The organism is Mycobacterium sp. NGS15, assembly GCF_059813245.1.
In genome coordinates, this window is sequence record NZ_JCALEF010000002.1 from 632,013 (window position 1) to 651,497 (window position 19,485).

The window sequence follows — 19,485 nt, forward strand, 5'->3', positions numbered from 1 at the left end:
TCGACGTTAGAATCTGTTCGTGACTTCACGGGTTGATACGGTCGATAACGCAACAGCCACCCCCGATCACCCGCAGCCATTCGCTGAGCTAGGGCTCAAGGACGACGAGTACGCGCGTATCCGCGAGATCCTCGGTCGCCGCCCCACCGATGCCGAGCTGGCGATGTACTCGGTGATGTGGAGCGAACACTGCTCGTACAAGTCTTCCAAGGTGCACCTGCGTTACTTCGGAGAGACCACCACCGAGGAGATGCGTTCGGCGATGCTCGCCGGAATCGGTGAGAACGCCGGAGTGGTGGACATCGGTGACGGGTGGGCGGTCACCTTCAAGGTCGAGTCGCATAACCACCCGTCGTACGTCGAGCCCTACCAGGGTGCCGCCACGGGTGTGGGCGGCATTGTTCGCGACATCATGGCCATGGGTGCGCGGCCGATCGCCGTCATGGATCAGCTGCGTTTCGGTGCTGCCGACGCCCCCGATACCCGTCGCGTCTTCGACGGCGTGGTGCGGGGTGTCGGCGGCTACGGCAACTCGCTGGGCCTACCGAATATCGGCGGTGAGACGGTGTTCGACGCCTCGTACGCGGGCAACCCGTTGGTGAACGCGCTGTGCGCGGGGGTGCTGCGCAAGGAAGACCTCCATCTGGCCTTCGCTTCCGGCACCGGCAACAAGATCATCCTGTTCGGTGCGCGCACCGGGCTCGACGGCATCGGTGGCGTGTCGGTGCTGGCTTCCGAGACGTTCGGCGGCGACGAGTCCGAAGGAGCCTCGCGTAAGAAGCTGCCCAGTGTTCAGGTCGGCGACCCATTCACCGAGAAGGTGCTCATCGAATGCTGCCTGGAGCTGTACGCGGCGCATTTGGTGGTCGGCATCCAGGATCTTGGTGGTGCTGGATTATCGTGCGCCACATCGGAACTGGCTTCGGCCGGGGACGGCGGCATGCACATCGACCTGGACAAGGTGCCGCTGCGCGCGACCGGAATGACTCCGGCGGAGGTGCTCTCCAGCGAGTCCCAGGAGCGCATGTGCGCCGTGGTGACCCCGGAGAACGTCGACGCCTTCATGGCGGTGTGCCGTAAATGGGACGTGTTGGCCACTGTCATCGGTGAGGTCACCGAAGGCGACCGGCTGCGAATCACCTGGCATGGCGACACCGTCGTGGATGTGCCGCCGCGGACCGTCGCGCATGAGGGCCCTGTCTATCAGCGCCCGGTGGCGCGGCCCGACACCCAGGATGCATTGATCGCCGACAGCGCAGCGAGTTTGGCGCGTCCGGCCACCGGTGACGAGCTACGGCAGACGCTTCTGGATATGATCGGCAGCCCGCACCTGTGCAGCCGTGCTTTCATCACCGAGCAGTACGACCGGTACGTCCGCGGCAACACCGTGCTCGCCGAACATGCCGACTCCGGTGTGATTCGGGTGGACGAGCAGACGGGGCGCGGAATCGCCTTGGCCACCGATGCTTCGGGTCGATACACGGTCCTTGATCCTTATAACGGCGCCCGGCTGGCGCTCGCCGAGGCGTACCGCAATGTGGCGTCTTCCGGTGCCACCCCCGTCGCGGTAACCAACTGCCTGAACTTCGGCTCGCCGGAGGACCCGGGTGTCATGTGGCAGTTCTCCGAGGCTGTCCGCGGGCTCGCCGATGGCTGCGTGGAGCTGGGCATCCCGGTCACCGGGGGCAACGTCAGCTTTTACAACCAGACCGGAACCACCCCCATCCTGCCCACTCCGGTGGTTGGGGTGCTGGGTGTCATCGACGACGTGAACCGTCGCATCCCCACGGGATTCGGCACCGAGCCCGGCGAAACATTGATCCTGCTGGGTGACACCGCCGATGAGTTCGACGGTTCCATTTGGGCGCAGGTGGCACACGATCACCTGGGTGGCACCCCGCCGAAGGTCGACCTTGCCCGTGAGCAGCTGATCGCGCAGGTTCTCACCGCCGCGTCGCGAGACGGGCTGGTGTCCGCCGCTCACGACCTGTCCGAGGGTGGGCTCATCCAGGCGGTCATCGAGTCGGCGCTGGCCGGTGAAACAGGTTGTCGCATACTGCTTCCCGAAGGAGCTGACCCCTTTGTGGCGTTGTTCTCCGAGTCTGCCGGGCGGGTGCTGGTCGCCGTCCCGCGCACCGAGGAGAGCAGATTCATCGCGATGTGCGAGGCGCGGCAGCTGCCCGCGGTTCGCATCGGTGTTGTCGACCAGGGCTCGGATTCCGTTGAGGTGCAGGGGCAATTCACGGTCACCTTGGCCGAGCTGCGCGAGATCCACGAAGGTGTGCTGCCCGGATTGTTCGGATGAGCGAGACTCCTGGAGTCCCCGTCACGACAAGCACCGTCGATCCCGATGACTGGATCGGCCGCAGCTGGCTGGCGTTCCAGGAGCTCGAGGAGCAGCTAGAGAACCGGCACCCCTTGGTGGCCTGGGCATGGAATCTGCTGCGGCTGGATTTCTGCGGAATAGCGTTCGGTGCTTTGTTCTTCTGCCTGTCGTTGACCCCCTCGCTGATGCCGCGCACCTGGCTGTTCCAGGGGCTGATCGGCGGTGCCACCGCGACTATCGGCTACGGGATCGGTGTCGCTGTCTCCAAACTGGTACTGCGCTTTTGGCTCCGGCATCAGAAATGGTGGCCGCTACGTGACCGGGTGATGGTGACCGCCAAACTCGGGGTGGTAGTGCTCTCGGCGGTGTGCTCGCTGGCGATGATCGTGCCCGCTGCCCGCTGGCAACGGCAGATCGCGACCCTCATGGATACACAGGGGCCATCCACCCTCGAGTACTCCAAGTCCTTTGTTGTTTCGATTGCTTTTGGGGCACTGCTGATCTCGGTGGCGCGAGTACTGCGAGATCTGGTTCGGCTGCTGGCCCGCTTCTTCATTCGCCGCATGCATCTCAGCCGCGAAGTGTCGCTGCTCATCGGTACCGCCATCGTGGCGGTGTTGACCATCATGCTGTTCAACGGTGTGCTGGTGCGCGGCTTCTTCTCTGCCGCCAACGCGTCGTTCGGCCCGCATAACGACACCACCCGCGCCGGGGTGGAACAACCCGCCCAGCCGGAGCGTTCCGGAAGCCCGGCATCACTGGCCTCCTGGGAGAGCCTCGGCTACGAGGGACGCAACTTCGTCTCCGGCGGTTTGCATGCCGACGAACTGACCAAGGTGAACCATCGCCAGGCCAAGGAACCCATCCGGGTATACGCCGGACTCGAGACCGCCGACACCGCGGAGGAACGCGCCGACATCCTGGTACGGGAACTGGAGCGCACCAAGGCCTTCGAGCGCAAGGTGCTGATCATCGTCCCGACCACCGGCACCGGATGGGTGACGCCCGCGGCCGCGCGCGGCATCGAGCTCATGTACAACGGCGATACCGCGATCGTCGCCACCCAGTACTCGTTCCTGCCCAGCTGGATCTCTTTCCTGGCCGACAAGAAGAAGGCACTGGCCTCGGGCAGGCTATTGGTCGGCACCGTTCAGAAGCGGTGGGCGCAGCAGCCCGAAGGGCATCGGCCGAAGCTGCTCATTTATGGGGAGAGCTTGGGATCGTTTGCGGGACAAGGTGCATTCGATGGCCTTGGCGATATCCGTGCAGCGGGCGTCGACGGTGTGTTGTGGACCGGTCCGCCGAACTTCAGCCAGATCTGGAACGAACTGGTGTCCAAGCGAGACCGGGGAACGCTGGAAGCAATCCCGGTGTATGACAGTGGGTTCACCGCGCGTTTCGCGATGGGTCCCGATATCGACGCCCTTGCCAGACCGCCCTGGCAGAACCCACGGGTGCTTTTTGTGCAACATCCGTCCGATCCGGTGACGTGGTGGTCCACGGATCTCTTGTTCGGTGAACCGGATTGGCTCAAGGAGGCGCCAGTGGGCGATCGGTCTGCCGCCATGCGCTGGTATCCCATCGTCACCTTCTGGCAGGTGGCGGCCGACCTGGCCAACGCTGTCGGCGTGCCCGACGGGCATGGCCACAACTACGGCATCTCGTCGGTCAACGGCTGGGCCGCCATCGCTCCGCCGGAGGGCTGGACCGCGCAGGACACCGAACGCATCCGGAAGGCTCTCGTCGACACCGCGTCGCTCGACGGCCCCGACACGTGATCTCTCGCGCCCTAACCTGGGTCCTGGCTGGTGCGCTCGTAGCCTGGCCGGCGCTGTTGGCACGGTTCCCGCAACACTGGCGCCCACTGATCGGGGCGGGCGCCAGCACCGCCCTCGCGGTCATGGCGGGGACACCGCTCGGGCTGCAGCACCCCCAGCGGGGGGCGGGCCTGCGTCTGGGTGGAGTCGCCGCATCGGCCGTCGCGGTCGCCGTCGGTGTTTCACCGGCGCTGAGGCCGGTGCGCGCGTCGATGCGGGCGCGCGCTATCGGTCTTCATCCGGCGGCCTGGCTGGGGTTGCACATCCCGGTGGGCACGGTGTTGCCGGAGGAGCTCGCGTTCCGCGGGGTGTTGCAGCCGCTGGCAGCCGAGGCATGCGGCCCGCGAACGGGTGGTGTGGTTCAGGCCGTGGTGTTCGGGCTCGCTCATATTGGACCGGCCCGCGCCGCGGGAGATTCCGTGCCGGCGACGGTGCTGGTCACCGGCTTGTTCGGCTGGCTGTTGGGCTGGCTGCGCGAGCGATCGGGCAGCGTGGCCGCACCAATGCTGGCCCACCTGGCCCTCAACGAGGCCGGTGCGCTGGCCGCAATGGCCGTGCAACGGACAAAACGCGGACCGCTGTGACCATGGATGTAGTGCGGTTTTTCCCCGAACCCCGGACTCCTGCGTGTTGGCTGTAGATAATCGGCGGATGGCCTCGAACTGGAGAAGCAGGGCCGGTGCAGCGCTGGCAGGTATGACGATCGCCGCCGGAGTAGCGCTGGCCGCACCCGCCGGCGCGGACCCCGGGCAGGGCGCCTCGCTGCCCGTGTTTGTTCCGTACCCGTCGGACTGGTCGCCGGACACCTCGGTGTTTCCGTACAACATGTGGCAGAACCGGGCGACCGACGAGCAGTTCACGGCGCTGCGTGAATCCTGCCAGTGGTTCAACGCCCAGTACGACACCCTGATGGGATCGGTGTACGGATTCCAGAATTACCTGCGCGATCACCGCGATGCCTGGGCCGCCTCGGGATCGGACACCGTAGGCAATGTGGTGACCGCGAACCTGGATCAGGTGGCCGGATTCCTGGATCCGCGGGTGCACACCCTGTACATCACCAATTACCCGGATCAGAGCCAGTACTCGCCGCTCTACAACGGCGACTCCTTTTACCACCTATGGTTCCAGTTCACCCAGATCAGCGACAAGATGAAGCAGCAGCTGCCGTCCGGCGTGATCAACGCCAATATCGCCACCGCCACGGTCTACGGCAACACCATTCGAGACTCGGGAATCTGCAACGGGGCGTAGGCTCCCCGGACCTCCCCCGGATAGGCTGGCGGACATGCCTGCTCGTGCGCCGGATGCTGCCTCCACCCGCGCGGCCGTGCTCGCCGTGGCCGATTGGCTGCATGACCCGCAGGTGCCCGAACCGGCGCGCGCCGCCCTCGCTGACGCAGTCCGGTTCACCGCTCGTACCCTTGCCGCCGATGCTCCCGGTTCGTCTGTGGAAGTGCGGGTACCGCCGTTCGTTGCGGTGCAATGCATCTCGGGTCTCCGTCACACCCGGGGAACCCCTCCCAACGTCGTGGAGACCACCCCGAGGACCTGGCTGCTGCTGGCGACGGGGCTGCTGCGGTTGGATCAGGCCACCGCCGGCCGCGCCGTCACCGTGTCCGGGTCACGGGCTGCCGAGATAGCCGACTGGCTGCCGCTGGTGCCGCTCGACTAGCGGAAGAACGGATACTCCTGCACCCAGTGGAATCCGCGGCTGCGCAACGGGAAGCTGTTCGGGTCAAACCGTCTCAACATGATCGTCACCGGCCGCTCGAGCAGTGTTCCGCCGAACAGCAGCGTGTCGACATTCGGCCGGCTGTACGTCAGATCGGCGAAGGGCGGCTGCGCTCCGACCTTCCCGCTGGCGTTATCCGAGGTGTTCGTGAGCCGCACATGGCCATCGCGGAACTCGGCCAAGACCGGCACGAGCTCGCCATTCATGCGCTGATATGTGGCTGCCCCGGGCTGATCGAAAACGATGTTCTGCCAACGATTTCTGTCGGTGGCGTACGGAGGGACGAACGTACCGTCGACGAAGAATCCCTGTACTGACCAGATGCCGTACAGCTCGGACTTGGGGCCGCCGCCACCATATTCGTGCCAAGTCACCCAGCCGTCATAGGCACCGCCCAGCGCCACCCAGATGCCGACGACCACCTGGACCCAGGCCGCGAGGCGATTTCTGTGGTTGTCGGTGAACAGCGACGGTTGCGTCAACGGGTCGCAGGAGCGTTGACGCACAAAAACATTGACAAGTCTTCCCAGATACGGGCTCAGGAGTACCAGGCTCAGCAGGAGCAGATGAAGGGACAGTAGTTTGACGGGCACATCAAAGGTCATGTTCATCAGGAAGACCTGCGCCATGCTGGCCAGGCTCAGCACCGCCCCAAGGACGGCCGTTCGTGGCACGAACAGCAGCAGGCCGGCGATGACCTCTGCCGCGCCCAGCGCCATCTCGTACGGGTAGGAGCTGCCGACCTGCAGCCACAACACGGAGGCCGGACTCAGCGTGCCGTACGGCTGCAGCAGCTGTGCCAGCGTCGGGCCCGGCATCTGGGTGGGAATGAGCTTCGCGAAGCCGTAGAAGAGCATCTGTCCGCCCAGGCATATCCGCAGGAACACGGTGAACCAGGCCAGTAACCGGGGGTAGTAGGTGCGGCGGTCCAGAGCCGTCCACAGCACCGTGGCCACGACCGCGGTGATCAGAATGCAGAACGCCAGCACCCAGATGGCGGCCTGGTCCCCGCTTCCGGAGTCTTCGTGCAGCACCGCGTCAACGCCGAAGAGGTTCCTGCCCACCCACTCCGTGATGGGGTTCATCAGCGACATTGCCGCCAGCGCGGCCTGCCCGCCGATTATCCGGCCCACGACACCGAGCAGCGCGAAGGGGATCTGTGTCAACAGCATGCAGAAGAGGCCGAAGTAGACGACACAAAACCGGAACGCGATTCGCGTCAGTGGGCGCCACGTTGGGGGCGTTGCAGTGGCCTCGGTCACTTTTGCGATGGTACCGACGGGCCGTTTTACCGGATTCGGCCAGCCGATTCTGCGTTCAGCAACGTTCCCCGTAAACTGAAGTAGTCACCACCCCACGCAGGACTCAGCCAGGGAGCCGCACCGTGACCGCACAGCCAATCGAGCTGGAAAATGATCCTCGTGAAGAATGCGGCGTATTCGGGGTCTGGGCACCCGGCGAAGAGGTAGCAAAACTCACCTATTACGGCCTGTATGCGCTGCAGCACCGTGGCCAGGAGGCCGCCGGTATTGCCGTCGCGGACGGCTCGCAGGTGGTGGTGTTCAAGGATCTCGGTCTGGTCAGCCAGGTATTCGACGAGCAGACCCTGGCCGCCATGCGGGGACATGTGGCGGTCGGGCACTGCCGTTACTCCACCACGGGGTCGGTGACCTGGGAAAACGCCCAGCCGGTGTTCCGGACGACTGCTGCGGGCACGGGAATCGCGTTGGGCCACAACGGGAACCTGGTCAACACCGCCGAGCTCACCGAGCGGGCGCGCGATGCGGGGCTGATCAATTCGAAGACCCCGGGTCTGGCTACCACCGACTCGGACATCATGGGTGCACTGCTGGCGCACGGAGCTGCGGACACGACTATCGAGCAAGCGGCCATGTCGCTATTGCCCACCGTTCGTGGCGCGTTCTGCCTGGTGTTCATGGACGAGAACACGCTGTACGCGGCCCGCGATCCGTACGGGGTCAGGCCGCTGTGCCTGGGCCGCCTCGACACCGGCTGGGTGGTCGCCTCCGAAACCGCGGCCCTGGACATCGTGGGTGCCTCCTTCGTTCGGGATATCGAACCGGGCGAACTGCTCGCCATCGACGCCGATGGGGTGCGCTCCAGCCGGTTCGCCAACGCGACGCCCAAGACCTGTGTCTTCGAATACGTGTACCTGGCCCGGCCCGACAGCATGCTCGACGGCCGTTCCGTGCATTCCACCCGCGTCGACATCGGGCGCCGGCTGGCCGCGGAACACTCCGTGGATGCCGACCTGGTGATCGGTGTTCCCGAGTCCGGTATCCCGGCGGCCGTCGGATACGCACAGGGCTCGGGCATCCCGTACGGACAAGGACTGATGAAGAACGCCTATGTGGGCCGCACCTTCATTCAGCCGTCGCAGACAATCCGTCAGCTTGGTATCCGCTTGAAGCTCAACCCTCTTCGTGAAGTCATTCGTGGCAAGCGGCTTGTGGTGGTGGACGACTCTATCGTCCGCGGCAACACCCAGCGGGCGTTGGTGCGGATGCTGCGCGAGGCCGGGGCGGCCGAGGTGCATGTGCGCATCGCTTCTCCGCCGGTGCGCTGGCCATGCTTCTACGGCATTGACTTTGCTTCTCCCGCAGAACTTATCGCCAACGCGGTGGAATCGGACGACGAGATGCTCGACGGCGTCCGCACCGCGATCGGTGCCGACAGCCTGGGCTATATCTCGGCCGAAGGAATGGTCGCGGCCACCACGGAACCCCGGTCCCGGTTGTGCTGCGCGTGCTTCGACGGCAACTATCCGATCGAGCTGCCCAAGGAAACGGCTCTCGGCAAGAACGTGGTCGAAAACATGCTCGCGGCGACCGCTCGGGAGAGAGCAAGCGACAGTGCGGATTCCGTTCAGGCGCGTTAAGTGTCGCGTCCCCGCGGTGGGTACTCCTCGACGACGGTGACGTCCCGAAGCACCTCGGAACTCTTCTTGAAGAGCTCAACCTGGGCGTCGATCATTCCGTCGAGTGCTGTCATGAACGAATGCTGAAGGTCGCCGGTCAAGATTACTTCGTCGATCAGCACGAACAGCTCCGCCATGACTGACGGCGTTTGCTCGTAGACGTTGAGCACGACAGTGGCGGTCGCCCCTTGCAGTCTTTTCGAGACAACGTGGTAGCGGCCCCGACGAGCGGCGAGAAGTTGTGCCGTGTGAGTGATTTCGACGATTTCCCATTCGATGGGCGTCATGAGCCCGGCGATTCCGGTCTGGGTGGTGAACTCGTCGCCGACGGCGAGGTCGCCGAGTCGACGAGCCCTATCGGCAAAGGCCAGCGGCGCGTGATTGCCGGGTTCGATATCGGCGGCGGACGGTAGCTCGAAATCGGCCACCGAAGAGATTTCCTCAAGGCTGCGAGAGAACTCGAATCGCCGTTCAGCCGATAGCAAACTTTCCCCCTCGGATCTCCTTGGCCCGAGGTTATGTGATGGGGCGGGAGTGTGCGATGACCGAATTGGGCGAATTACTTGACCGAACGTGCGACGTTTCGGTACTGGGCCGGGGATGCGCCCGTCCAGCGCCGGAAGGCGCGAGTGAAAGCGCTCAACTCCGAAAAGCCAAGGCGGATCGATAGATTGCTAAGAGATTCCCTGCCGGCCTCGAGGCTTCTGATGGCTTCCTGCCGGAGCGCTGCATCCCTGATTTCACGCACCGAGGTGCTGAACTCGCTTCGGAGCGACCGCTGGAGCGCGGAGGGCGTCATGTTTAGCGCCGTCGCGATATCGCCCACGGTGGGAATTCCCCGCCCGATACTCGATGTGACGATTCGCCCGACACGCTCGGGCAGCTGCTGGTGCTCACGACGGGCGTCGAACCAGATCTGCTCCGGGTTCTCGAGGATGGAGGTGATTTCCTCTTCGGTGCGCAGAACCGGAGCATCGAGGAGCTTGGCATCCAGAATTATTGCGGCCGAACCACTGTCGAACTCTATTGGCGCCTTGAGTATGTTGCTGCGGTCGGATCGCCCGGCCGGGCGAGCCTGAGGAAGGCGAACGCGGTCCAGGTGTATCGACCGCATGGTCAGCCAGCTCCACATCCGGACCATGCCGGCGAGAACCCATTCCGTGACCGTGGCGTCGGGCAATCTGAGTGCCAATGCCTCTATGGCCACGGTCGCGAGGTCGCCGGATCTGGCCACCGTCATGTTCGGTACCAGTGGCATAGCATCCCGGAACACCACCCAGCGGGCAAAGGCCGCACCGACCGTCTCCGACGTCGCGAGACTGAACATGAGAATCTGGAGTGTCTCGGGTGGGATCGGCTCCGGGCTGCTGCCAAAAGACAGGTCTGCCGTGCGGGCGAGAGTCTCACGTATCACGGTGCGAACCTGCTCGGGACCGAACATGGCAGGTTCGCCGGCGAGGAACCGGGGCGAAACCTGCACATTCATCAGCATTTTGGCCGCGTCCATGCCCTGCCGCTGTGCCAACTCCGCCACCAGGGTGCCCCAACGCGGCGGGATGGACAGCTGCTCCACGTCACCTCCTGAATCAAGATCCGAGAGGTGATCTTGGTATAGATTGTTGCCGGTTTCAACTACCCCGGTACTGTGGCACATCAATTCCGCGCGCGCGCAGGGCCTCTGCCACCTTGGTCAGTAGACGTAGCAGTTCCTGACGGTGAGGTCGTCGAATAGCGCCGCAGAGGCCAGTTCCGAAGGGCCGAGTTCAGTCTTGGCGATTTTCCTTCCTGCATTCGTGATTTCGACGCAGGTGACCCTTCGGTCGTGCTCGTGGGGTACCAGCGTCAGGGAATTCGTAGAGAACGTCAAACGAGAACTTGGCAAAGTTCTGTGCAACCTGATGACTGCGGGGTCCTTCGCCGTGTTGGACGAGGCCGCACGCCGGCAGATCGATGTCGTCGCCTGAAACCCCGGACTGACCCTGGGTACGAACCTGGCGGGGGAGTCGATGTCGGGACGTGCGATCACGGGGGCGTTGCGGCCGGTGTTGCGTCTGCTCTCTACGGTGCGGCCCGCGTTCTATCCAGGGCGCGTCGAAACGGCGGGAAAGGCGCTGGCGGATCTTTCGATAGGCACAGTGAAACCGCCGCAGGGCCGTCTCTATGCGTCACTTGTCAAGGGGGAAATGACTTTCCCGGACCCGGCACCGCTGGCGCAGGACAACCGGATCGCGGATCAGCTGTGGCGCGAAAGGGCCGCCATGGTGGGGCTACAGCCTGCCTGAACTGACAAAGAAGTCAACGAGTTCGGTGACCGTTTTCTCGATCGAGCGTGGGTCGTAGCCCAGCTCGGTGCGGGCCTTGGTGATGTCAGCGGTCGGCGAGACGGTCAGCTTGTTGAACGCCGCGCGGCTCAGCGCGTCGTTCTTCAGCAGTTTCCCGATCGGCTCGATGATCGGAACGGAGGCGTTGAGCAGACCCATCGGCAGCGCGAACAGCGGACCGCGCTTGCCGACATGGCGTGCGGCCAGGCGGCACACCTCCAAGAGGCTGCCCATATGTCCGCCGAGTAGATAGTTCTCGCCGGTGCGCCCCTTCTCGCCGGCCAGGTACAGCCCGGCCGCGACATCGCGTGCATCGACGAGGTCGTACTTGCTGTTCACCATGGCTGGCAGTCGGCCACGGGCACTGTCGAGCAGCAGCTTGTTGATGCGTGACAGTGGCAATGGAGCAGGCAGATCCACCGGGCCGTAGACGCCGGTCGGGTTGCCGATGACGGCATCCAACCCGGACTCGATGACCTCGCGCACGGCTACCTCGCCACCCCACTTGGAGCGCTGGTAGACGGGTAGGTCGGCACCTGTCGAGCGTGGCGATTTCTCATCGAGGGTGGACACGCTGTTGGAGTAGGAGTCAATGGAGCTGCAATGCACCATGCGGCGGGCACCGACAGCAAGGGCCGCCTGGGCGACGGTGCGTGCGCCCTCGGTGTTGATGCGCCAGCACAGCTCGTCTTCGTGCTTGAGCGTGATGACTGCCACCAGGTGGTAGACGACCTCGACACCTTCGAGGGCCTTCGTCATCGAGCCCAGGTCGAGAACATCGCCGGAGACCCAGGTCACGGCCTCGCGAATCTCCGGTGAGCCGGGCACGGCGCGGTCGATGGCGACCACATCATGCCCGTTTTCCACTAGGAGATTGACTAGGTTGGTACCAATGAAGCCGGCGGCTCCGGTGACGGCAGTCTTCATCTTTGTCCCTCGTATGGCTCGGGTGTCGTGACCGCCGGACGCTGGCGCGGACGGCGGGATCGCCACCAACCTACCTAACGCTCGCTTGGTCGGTCTTGTGACATGTATTGCACCGCACCCCAGCAGGTTGGGGCAAGTGTTGCGATACTCGTCGGATGCGCAAACTGGTGGTGGCCGCATCCGTGCTGCTCGTTGCCGGATGTGGAGTGGGCCGGCCACCGGGAGCCGTCGACGGCGAGTACCTCACGGTCGGCACCACGGACCGTGTTTCCACGCTCGATCCGGCGGGGGCATATGACAACGGCTCCTTTCAGGTCGAGAACCAGGTCTACCCGTTCTTGATGAACTTCACCCCGGGGACCGGCGAGCTCAAGCCCGACTTGGCGGCGTCGTGCGGATTCAAGAACCCCACGCTGTATAGCTGCACGCTCAAGCCCAACACGGTATTCGCCAACGGGCACAAACTGACCTCATCGGACGTGAAGTACTCGTACGACCGCGAGCGCGTGATCAATGATCCCAATGGGCCGCAGTCGTTGCTTGCCAATCTCGATCGCATCGAGGCGCCTGATGACCTGACCGTCGACTTCCGGCTCAAACTCCCCAACGACCAGACCTTTCCTCAGGTGCTGGCCACCAATGCCGGGCCCATTATCGACGAAGAAGTATTTCCGCCCGACCGGCTGCTCGATGACGACGCCATTGCGCGCGCCGAACCCTTCGCGGGTCCGTACACCATCACTTCGCACAGCAAGAACCAGCTGATCGGCCTGCGGGCCAATCCCACATACGTTGGCGGGCTGGGAAAGCCGCAATGGGAGCTGGTCGGTATCAAGTACTACACCGGTGGCGAGAACCTCAAGATCGACATCGAGAACCGTGCCATCGACATCGCCTACCGAAGTCTGTCGCCCAACGACATCGAAACGTTGCGGGTCAATCCCCGCCTTGCCGTGCACGAGGGGCCTGGTGGCGAGCTCAGATACATCGTCTTCAATCTCAAGACCATGCCGGGCGGCACGGATGCGCAGAAGCTGGCCATCCGCAAGGCCGTCTCATCGCTGGTAGACCGCGAAGCGTTATCCCGCAACGTGTACAAGGGCGTCTACACCCCGGTCTATTCGGTGGTGCCCGACTCGATGTCGGGCGCCGTGGAATCGTTCAAGACGCTCTACGGAGCAAAACCCAATGTGGAGCTGGCGCGAAAGTTTTTGTCCGATGCGAAGATTGCAGTCCCGGTGTTGATAAACCTGCAGTACAACCCGGATCACTACGGGAGCAATTCATCGGAGGAGTACGCGGCGGTCAAGGGGCAACTCGAATCGTCCGGACTATTCCGGGTGGATTTGCAGTCCACCGAGTGGGTCGCCTACCAGGAGCGGCGGTCGACGGACTCGTACCCCGTGTACCAGTTCGGTTGGTTCCCCGATTTCCCCGATCCCGACAACTATCTGACGCCATTCTTCATGCCGGACAACATGTTGGTGAACCACTTCGAGAATGACACCATCACGCGACTCATCACCGCCGAGGTCACCGAGCCGAACCGGGCCAAGCGCCTGAGCATCATCGAACAGATCCAGGATCTGATGGCGCGTGACTACATTTCAACGCTGCCGCTGCTCACCGGGAAACAGATCGCGGTATCGGTGAAGAATGTCGAGGGGATCAAGCTCGGTCCTTCGTTCAAGTTCCAGTTCACTCCGCTGAAGAAAACGGGCAGCGCCGCATGAGCACTACGCTGCTGCGCTATCTCGGAGTGCGCCTGGCGCTGATCATTCCCACGGCCTGGATCCTGATGACGCTGGTATTCGTGCTGATGCGCGGCATCGGCGATCCCATCACCGCTCAGGCCGGCGGCCGGCTCACCCCTGCCGAGATCGCCAAACGCAAGGCCGAGGCGGGATTTGACCGACCGATCTGGACCCAATACTGGGAGTACCTCACTGGCGTGCTGCGCGGGGACTTCGGACGTACGTTGACCGACAAGCGCTCGATCACCGATATCATCGTGGTCAACGGCGCGGCCACCCTGGAGCTCGCGGTCGGCGCCATCCTGCTGGCATTGCTGGTCGGGATTCCTCTGGGGCGCCTGGCCGCAACTCGCCGCGACAAGATCACCGACGTGGCGTTGCGGCTGGCGGCAGTGTTCTTCTACGCCGCCCCGGTGTTCTTCGTCGCGATCCTGCTCAAGCTGTTCTTCTCGGTGAAACTGGGATGGTTGCCGGCCTCGGGGCGCAGCACCGTGGGGACTGAGATCGCGCTGGACGCCATGCCGCACCGCACGCACCTCTTGTTGGTGGACACCGTGTTGTACGGCAACAGTGGATATTTCGTGGATGCGCTCAAACATCTGGTACTTCCGGTGCTGGCGCTCGGACTGTTGACCGCCGGGGTGTTCCTGCGGTTGGTGCGCGTCAACCTTCTGCAGACGCTGCGTGCGGGGTATGTGGACGCCGCCCGGGCCCGCGGGCTTTCGGAGCGAGTCGTCGTGGGGCGGCACGCCTTCCGGAACTCGCTGGTGCCGGTGGTCACGGTGATGGGCATGCAGATCGCCATGCTGCTTGCCGGTGCCGTGCTCACTGAGACGGCCTTCGAGTGGAATGGGTTGGGTTCACAGCTGGCGCATTATCTTTCGGCGCGCGACTTCGTAGCGGTGCAGGGCATCGTCACCGTGATCGCGATCATCGTCGCGGTGATGAGCTTCGTCATCGACGTGGTGGTTGCCTTTATCGACCCGAGGGTGAGGTTCTGATGACGGCATTGACCGGCGACCCGCTCGGGCGCCGGCTGCACAGGCTGCAGGGGATGGGTCTGCTGCGTTCCACGCATGGCCTGCAGCGGTTCACCCTGGTAGCGGGCCTGGTTCTCGTCGTGGGATTTGTTCTCATCGCGATATTGGCGCCGTTGTTGGCGCCGTACGGTTTCTCGCAAACCAGCGATGACGGTGTTGATTTCGTGCGACAGCAGGCTCCGTCCTGGCAGCACTGGTGCGGTACTTCGGTGCGGGGCGAGGACGTCTTCTCGCGTGTGCTGTTCGGTGCTCGCACCGCGTTGCTGGTCATCGTGACCTCGTTGGTGGTCTCCTTGCCGGTGGGCGTAGCGCTGGGTCTGACCTCTGGGTACCTGGGTGGCTGGCTGGACCGCGCGCTCGTGCTGGTGATGGACGCGCTGTACGCCATGCCTTCGCTACTGCTGGCCATCGTGGTGTCGATCGCGGTGACCGGAGGGCAATCCAGTACCGGCGGAGGCATTATCGCCGCGGCCATCGCCATCATGGCCGTGTTCGTGCCGCAGTACTTTCGGGTGGTGCGTAATGCCACCGTCGGAATCAAACAGGAGCCATTCGTGGACGCCGCGCGGGTCACCGGGGCCAGCACTTCACGAATCTTGTTTCGGCACATCCTGTCCAATGTCACCTCGTCGCTGCCGGTGATCATCACTCTCAACGGCGCCGAGGCCATCCTCACCCTGGCGGGCCTCGGCTTCCTCGGCTTCGGCATCGAACCCACCCAAGCCGCGGAATGGGGATACGACCTGAACAAGGCACTATCGGATGTGGCGAACGGTATTTGGTGGACTGGAGTCTTCCCCGGTACCGCCATCGTTTTGGTGGTGCTCGGGATGACGCTCGTGGGCGAGAGCCTCAACGAGGTCATCAACCCACTACTGCGGACACGGCGGGGGGACGCATGAGTGAGAAGGAAGTGTCGGCTGCTCTGTCGTTCCAGTCGCTATCGGTGACCTTCAGCACCGACAGCGGCCCTGTGGCCGCAGTCGAAGATGTGTCATTCGACGTCAAGCCGGGGGAGGTGCTGGCCGTCGTCGGGGAGTCAGGTTCGGGCAAGTCAGTGTCCTCGCGCACCGCCATCCGGCTGCTCCCCGACACCGCCCGCATCAGCGGTTCGGTCCTGCTCGACGGTCGCGATGTCACGACACTGTCGGGCCGGGAGCTGACGGCCATGCGCGGCAAGGACATCGCGATGGTTTTTCAGGAGCCCGGTGCGGCACTGGATCCGTTGTTCACCATCGGATTCCAAGTGAGTGAGGCCGTTCGTGCGCATTCGGACATGAGCCGTGCCCAGGCCCGCGCGCGCGTCATCGAACTGCTCACACTCGTGCAGCTCCCCGATCCGGAGCGCCGTTACGACTGCTATCCGCACCAGCTCTCGGGTGGCCAGAAACAACGCGTGGTTATCGCGATTGCCATCGCATGCGACCCCACGGTCATCATCGCCGACGAGCCGACCACCGCTCTGGACGTGACGGTACAAGCCGAAATCCTGGAGCTTCTCCGGGATCTACGCGACAGGATCGGCAGCGCCATCGTGCTCATCACCCACAACATGGGGGTGGTGGCCGATATCGCGGATCGAGTGGTTGTCATGAAGCAAGGCAAGGTTGTCGAAATAGCCACGGTGGAAAAGCTTTTCGCCGAGCCTGCCGAGCCGTACACCCGTGCGTTGCTGGCAGCGGTCCCGCACCTGGGGCAGGGCGACCCCGAGCATGCACCCGCGCAGAGTCGGGAATCGGCCGAGCCCGTGCTTGAGGTGTCCAACCTTGTCGTGGAATTCCCTGGCCTATTGGGCCGTTCATCCTTCCGGGCGGTAGACGATGTGAGCTTCAGCATCGGGCGGGGGAAGACCCTTGGACTGGTGGGGGAGTCGGGGTCCGGGAAGTCGACCATCGGCCGATGCGTGGCCGCGCTTCAGCAGCCCGCCTCGGGATCGGTGCGGATGCTCGGGCAGGAGCTTGTCGGCATGAGTCAACGCAAGCTGCGCCCACTGCGCGCCAAATTCGGCTTCGTGTTTCAGGATCCGGCGACCTCACTGAATCCGAAAATGCGCGTGGGTGACTGCATCGCCGAACCCATGCGGGTGCACCGATACGGCGATCAGCGCAAGATCCTCGGTCGCGTTGCCGAGCTGATCGATGCCGTGCAACTTCCGGCTGGCACCGAAAACCGTTATCCGCACGAACTTTCGGGAGGCCAACGGCAGCGCGCCAACCTGGCCCGGGCGCTGGCTTTGGGGCCCGACCTACTGGTCGCGGACGAGCCGACCAGTGCGCTTGACGTGTCTGTGCAGGCGGCAGTGCTGGACCTGTTCGAGGAGCTGCAGCGCCAATGGCAGTTCGCCTGCCTCTTCATCAGTCACGATCTCGCTGTGGTGGATCGACTGGCCGACGAGGTCGCGGTGCTACGTCATGGGGTTCTGGAGGAGCTGGGTCCGCGCAGCGAGATCCTGCACAATCCGTCGACCGAGTACACCCGAGCATTGGTCGCCGCAGTGCCTGTGCCGGATCCCGTAGAGCAACGGGCGCGGCAGCGCAATCGCGAGCATAGCCGCTAGGAGTCCCCTGTGGTGTGCTCATGAGATGGCCCGGTGGCGGACATCTTGTGGTCACCGGATCCCGAGCTGGAACTGGAGGCGCCCGTACTTCCCTTGGCCGCGGAAGACTGTTGTCCACCAAGACTACTCGATGATCCAGGGCGCCCGGGAGAGCCGTTGGGTGTGTGCGCTTCGGCCCCGGTATTCGTGGGAGCCGTGCCGTTCTTCTCGGTCGTCGTCGGCGACTTCGCTGACTGTGCCGTTTTCGACGACTCCGATTCGGTTGAAGTGCCGGCGCTACGGTAGTCGGCGGGTTTGCCGCCCGTCGTTGTCCCACTGCGGCCAGCTATCCCATTGGCGCCGATACCGATTTTCGGCGTGACGCTCGTGGACCCATGTGCTGACGGCTTCTTGTCGCCATCCGGCTTGCCCGGTGACTCGCTGACTTTCGTCTCACCCCCCGCCGGGGCGGCGGTGATGCCCTGATGGGCCTTGGCGGTATGAGCCGGCCGTGGGGAGTCCTGGGTGCTCGATGACTGTTCGGCGGGGCTATTGGCCACCGTCACACCGTGACTTTCGCTGATGGAGACCGATTGGCCATTGCGCTTCAGCGTGACATCGCGCCCCGCAACCTCAAGGGTCGCACCCGAAGGTGTGGTGACTGTGGTACCGGGCTTGCCCGCTGACTCGCGAGATTGCTTGCCGGTGCTCTGCTGTGCAGATCCGGATCGGTCGTCGACTGTCGCGATGACCTTGCCGCCCTCGGACACGGTTGTGGTGTCGCCGTCCCTGGTAAGAGTGGTGCCGGGATTGGCCTTGACCTGGTCGGCGGAGTGCTGAACGGTCTGACTGGATTTCAGATAGTTGGTCACCGCGGAGATGACGTCTCCGGTGTTCAGGCCATGGTCGACCACACCGTCGCGCGGCACACCGGGCAACGAATGCGCTTCGATATTGACCGCAGTGGAACCCGGTGCAGCGGTGATGAATTGAGACTTGTACGGCGTGGCCACCACATCGTCCTTGGTGCTCACGACCAGGTAGTCGACGCCGGGCTTGGTGTCCGGCAGTTTGTCGAGCTTTTCGAGAAAGCGGCTACCCACGGTTTGTTGCGATAGGGACGGCCAGGCCAGTGTGCCGGCAGCCGAGTAGATCGCGTCTTTGACGGGTTTCCAGCCGTTGATATCGACCGAATTGCCCACCGGGCCAATGAAATCGGCAAGACCGCTGAAGGTGGTGCCGTGGGTTGACGGAGCAAGCTGAACGACGTTGGCCACTCTGTCGGATTTGTCCTGTGCCACGAAATTCTTGATCAGCAGGCCGCCCTGGGAATGACCCACGAGGTCGACCTTGCCCGCCCCGGTTTGGTCCAAGACCGTCGCGACTTCGGTGGCGAGCTGCTGGGTGGATACCTCGACATCACCGAAGCCGCGCAGCCCGATCTTCTGTCCGATCGACCCGACGAGGCCCTGAAATCCAGTCTGGCCGTACTCGAAGGTGAAGGCCTTCATCCCGGCATCGTGCAGGCTCATCTTCATCGCATCCCAATACTTCTGATTCTCGGCGGTCCCGTGTACCAGGACGACCGGGATGCTCTCCGGTGTGGGTTTGTCGGCTGGGGAGGTCAGGGATTCGGACGTGATGGCCGCGCCGAGCCTCTGGCCGTTCACGCCCGGGTTCAGCGACACCGTGGCCCGTCTGGTGATCGTCAAGGTAGGTGAGGAATCGGCGGCGCCATGCTCCGGGCCGAGTGGTGTCGAGCTGGAGGCCAGGGAAATGAACCCGGACTCCACCGTCAGCGTCATCGGAGCGGACAACGGATTGACCGGGGTCGCGTGGAGGGCGGCAGGCGCCCCGTCCGTGAGAACCAATGATGCGGCGAGGGCCGTGGCCAGCAGGACCCGCAGCCCGTCTGCGCGTGGGTGTTGTGAAAGGGGATTCCGGAAGACACCGCTCGCTCGGTGCGACGCCGTCGGCATGACCAAACGGTAGGTGTTCAGCCGGTAGATCGCATGTCGAGCGTCCCAATTCTGTTGCAACACGGTCAATTTGTGACTGGCGTCACGGTTGCGTGTTGGTTGTGGTCGTGCC

Annotated in this window: 15 protein-coding genes and 2 pseudogenes; 11 read left to right on the forward strand and 6 right to left on the reverse strand. The window is 63.9% G+C overall.

Annotated elements, in window-relative coordinates:
• Positions 1-19 precede the first annotated feature (19 nt).
• From purL to AC5Y5C_RS07405, 5 genes are all read left to right on the forward strand, one after another.
• A complete protein-coding gene (gene purL / locus AC5Y5C_RS07385; RefSeq protein WP_499970490.1) occupies positions 20-2,305 on the forward strand; it encodes a phosphoribosylformylglycinamidine synthase subunit PurL in 2,286 nt (761 codons plus the stop codon).
• Positions 2,302-4,104: an alpha/beta hydrolase gene (locus tag AC5Y5C_RS07390; protein WP_499970491.1), complete on the forward strand. Its 1,803-nt coding sequence runs from the start codon at positions 2,302-2,304 to the stop codon at positions 4,102-4,104. The genes purL and AC5Y5C_RS07390 overlap by 4 nt, the downstream gene beginning before the upstream one ends.
• Positions 4,104-4,727, forward strand: coding sequence for an Rv0804 family intramembrane glutamic endopeptidase (locus AC5Y5C_RS07395; protein ID WP_499970686.1), 624 nt, complete (start codon positions 4,104-4,106; stop codon positions 4,725-4,727). The genes AC5Y5C_RS07390 and AC5Y5C_RS07395 overlap by 1 nt, the downstream gene beginning before the upstream one ends.
• A gap of 67 nt (positions 4,728-4,794) precedes the next feature.
• A complete protein-coding gene (locus AC5Y5C_RS07400; RefSeq protein WP_499970492.1) occupies positions 4,795-5,397 on the forward strand; it encodes a hypothetical protein in 603 nt (200 codons plus the stop codon).
• 34 nt (positions 5,398-5,431) lie between these two features.
• Positions 5,432-5,818, forward strand: coding sequence for a sterol carrier family protein (locus tag AC5Y5C_RS07405; RefSeq protein ID WP_499970493.1), 387 nt, complete (start codon positions 5,432-5,434; stop codon positions 5,816-5,818).
• Here AC5Y5C_RS07405 and AC5Y5C_RS07410 read toward each other — a convergent pair.
• Positions 5,815-7,140, reverse strand: coding sequence for a DoxX family protein (locus tag AC5Y5C_RS07410; RefSeq protein ID WP_499970495.1), 1,326 nt, complete (start codon positions 7,138-7,140; stop codon positions 5,815-5,817). The two genes, AC5Y5C_RS07405 and AC5Y5C_RS07410, sit on opposite strands and share 4 nt — an antisense overlap.
• Before the next feature lie 122 nt (positions 7,141-7,262).
• Here AC5Y5C_RS07410 and purF point away from each other — a divergent pair, with 122 nt between their 5' ends.
• Entirely contained in the window at positions 7,263-8,777 is a 1,515-nt protein-coding gene (gene purF, locus AC5Y5C_RS07415) for an amidophosphoribosyltransferase (protein WP_499970497.1), read from the forward strand.
• Here the strand turns inward: purF and AC5Y5C_RS07420 are convergent.
• The 3 genes and pseudogenes from AC5Y5C_RS07420 to AC5Y5C_RS07430 form a co-directional block, all read right to left on the reverse strand.
• Positions 8,774-9,301, reverse strand: a complete 528-nt coding sequence (locus tag AC5Y5C_RS07420; RefSeq protein WP_499970499.1) for a hypothetical protein — start codon at positions 9,299-9,301, stop codon at positions 8,774-8,776. The genes purF and AC5Y5C_RS07420 overlap by 4 nt on opposite strands.
• 74 nt (positions 9,302-9,375) lie before the next feature.
• On the reverse strand, positions 9,376-10,389 hold the full coding sequence (locus tag AC5Y5C_RS07425; protein WP_499970501.1) for an AraC family transcriptional regulator: 1,014 nt from the start codon (positions 10,387-10,389) through the stop codon (positions 9,376-9,378).
• 55 nt (positions 10,390-10,444) lie between these two features.
• Positions 10,445-10,668, reverse strand: a pseudogene (locus AC5Y5C_RS07430) (winged helix DNA-binding protein); the annotation flags it as partial.
• Between the two features lie 25 nt (positions 10,669-10,693).
• Between AC5Y5C_RS07430 and AC5Y5C_RS07435 the strand changes: the two are divergent.
• Positions 10,694-11,098, forward strand: a pseudogene (locus AC5Y5C_RS07435) (dehydrogenase); the annotation flags it as partial.
• Here the strand turns inward: AC5Y5C_RS07435 and AC5Y5C_RS07440 are convergent.
• Positions 11,084-12,064: an NAD-dependent epimerase/dehydratase family protein gene (locus tag AC5Y5C_RS07440; protein WP_499970503.1), complete on the reverse strand. Its 981-nt coding sequence runs from the start codon at positions 12,062-12,064 to the stop codon at positions 11,084-11,086. The pseudogene AC5Y5C_RS07435 and the gene AC5Y5C_RS07440 overlap by 15 nt on opposite strands.
• Before the next feature lie 206 nt (positions 12,065-12,270).
• Between AC5Y5C_RS07440 and AC5Y5C_RS07445 the strand changes: the two genes are divergently transcribed.
• From AC5Y5C_RS07445 to AC5Y5C_RS07460, 4 genes are read left to right on the forward strand one after another with little or no spacing between them, the layout of a single operon-like run.
• Positions 12,271-13,797, forward strand: coding sequence for an ABC transporter substrate-binding protein (locus AC5Y5C_RS07445; protein WP_499970688.1), 1,527 nt, complete (start codon positions 12,271-12,273; stop codon positions 13,795-13,797).
• Entirely contained in the window at positions 13,794-14,819 is a 1,026-nt protein-coding gene (locus tag AC5Y5C_RS07450; RefSeq protein ID WP_499970505.1) for an ABC transporter permease, read from the forward strand. The genes AC5Y5C_RS07445 and AC5Y5C_RS07450 overlap by 4 nt, the downstream gene beginning before the upstream one ends.
• The gene (locus tag AC5Y5C_RS07455) at positions 14,819-15,760 is read left to right on the forward strand and encodes an ABC transporter permease (RefSeq protein WP_499970507.1); all 942 of its coding nucleotides are present in this window, start codon (positions 14,819-14,821) and stop codon (positions 15,758-15,760) included. Before AC5Y5C_RS07450 ends, AC5Y5C_RS07455 begins: the two co-directional genes overlap by 1 nt.
• Complete coding sequence (locus AC5Y5C_RS07460; RefSeq protein ID WP_499970509.1) at positions 15,757-17,415, forward strand: ABC transporter ATP-binding protein; 1,659 nt, start codon at positions 15,757-15,759, stop codon at positions 17,413-17,415. Before AC5Y5C_RS07455 ends, AC5Y5C_RS07460 begins: the two co-directional genes overlap by 4 nt.
• Here AC5Y5C_RS07460 and AC5Y5C_RS07465 read toward each other — a convergent pair.
• Positions 17,412-19,373 carry an esterase/lipase family protein gene (locus AC5Y5C_RS07465; protein WP_499970511.1) on the reverse strand — a complete coding sequence of 654 codons (1,962 nt, stop codon included), beginning with the start codon at positions 19,371-19,373 and terminating at the stop codon, positions 17,412-17,414. The two genes, AC5Y5C_RS07460 and AC5Y5C_RS07465, sit on opposite strands and share 4 nt — an antisense overlap.
• Between the last annotated feature and the right edge of the window lie 112 nt (positions 19,374-19,485).

Coding starts and splice junctions, on each gene's coding strand:
- AC5Y5C_RS07390 (WP_499970491.1), top strand. CDS start 2,302: ATGAGCGAGACTCCTGGAGTCCCCGTCACGACAAGCACCGTCGATCCC.
- AC5Y5C_RS07400 (WP_499970492.1), top strand. CDS start 4,795: ATGGCCTCGAACTGGAGAAGCAGGGCCGGTGCAGCGCTGGCAGGTATG.
- AC5Y5C_RS07405 (WP_499970493.1), top strand. CDS start 5,432: ATGCCTGCTCGTGCGCCGGATGCTGCCTCCACCCGCGCGGCCGTGCTC.
- AC5Y5C_RS07440 (WP_499970503.1), bottom strand. CDS start 12,064: ATGAAGACTGCCGTCACCGGAGCCGCCGGCTTCATTGGTACCAACCTA.
- AC5Y5C_RS07450 (WP_499970505.1), top strand. CDS start 13,794: ATGAGCACTACGCTGCTGCGCTATCTCGGAGTGCGCCTGGCGCTGATC.
- AC5Y5C_RS07455 (WP_499970507.1), top strand. CDS start 14,819: ATGACGGCATTGACCGGCGACCCGCTCGGGCGCCGGCTGCACAGGCTG.
- AC5Y5C_RS07460 (WP_499970509.1), top strand. CDS start 15,757: ATGAGTGAGAAGGAAGTGTCGGCTGCTCTGTCGTTCCAGTCGCTATCG.
- AC5Y5C_RS07465 (WP_499970511.1), bottom strand. CDS start 19,373: ATGCCGACGGCGTCGCACCGAGCGAGCGGTGTCTTCCGGAATCCCCTT.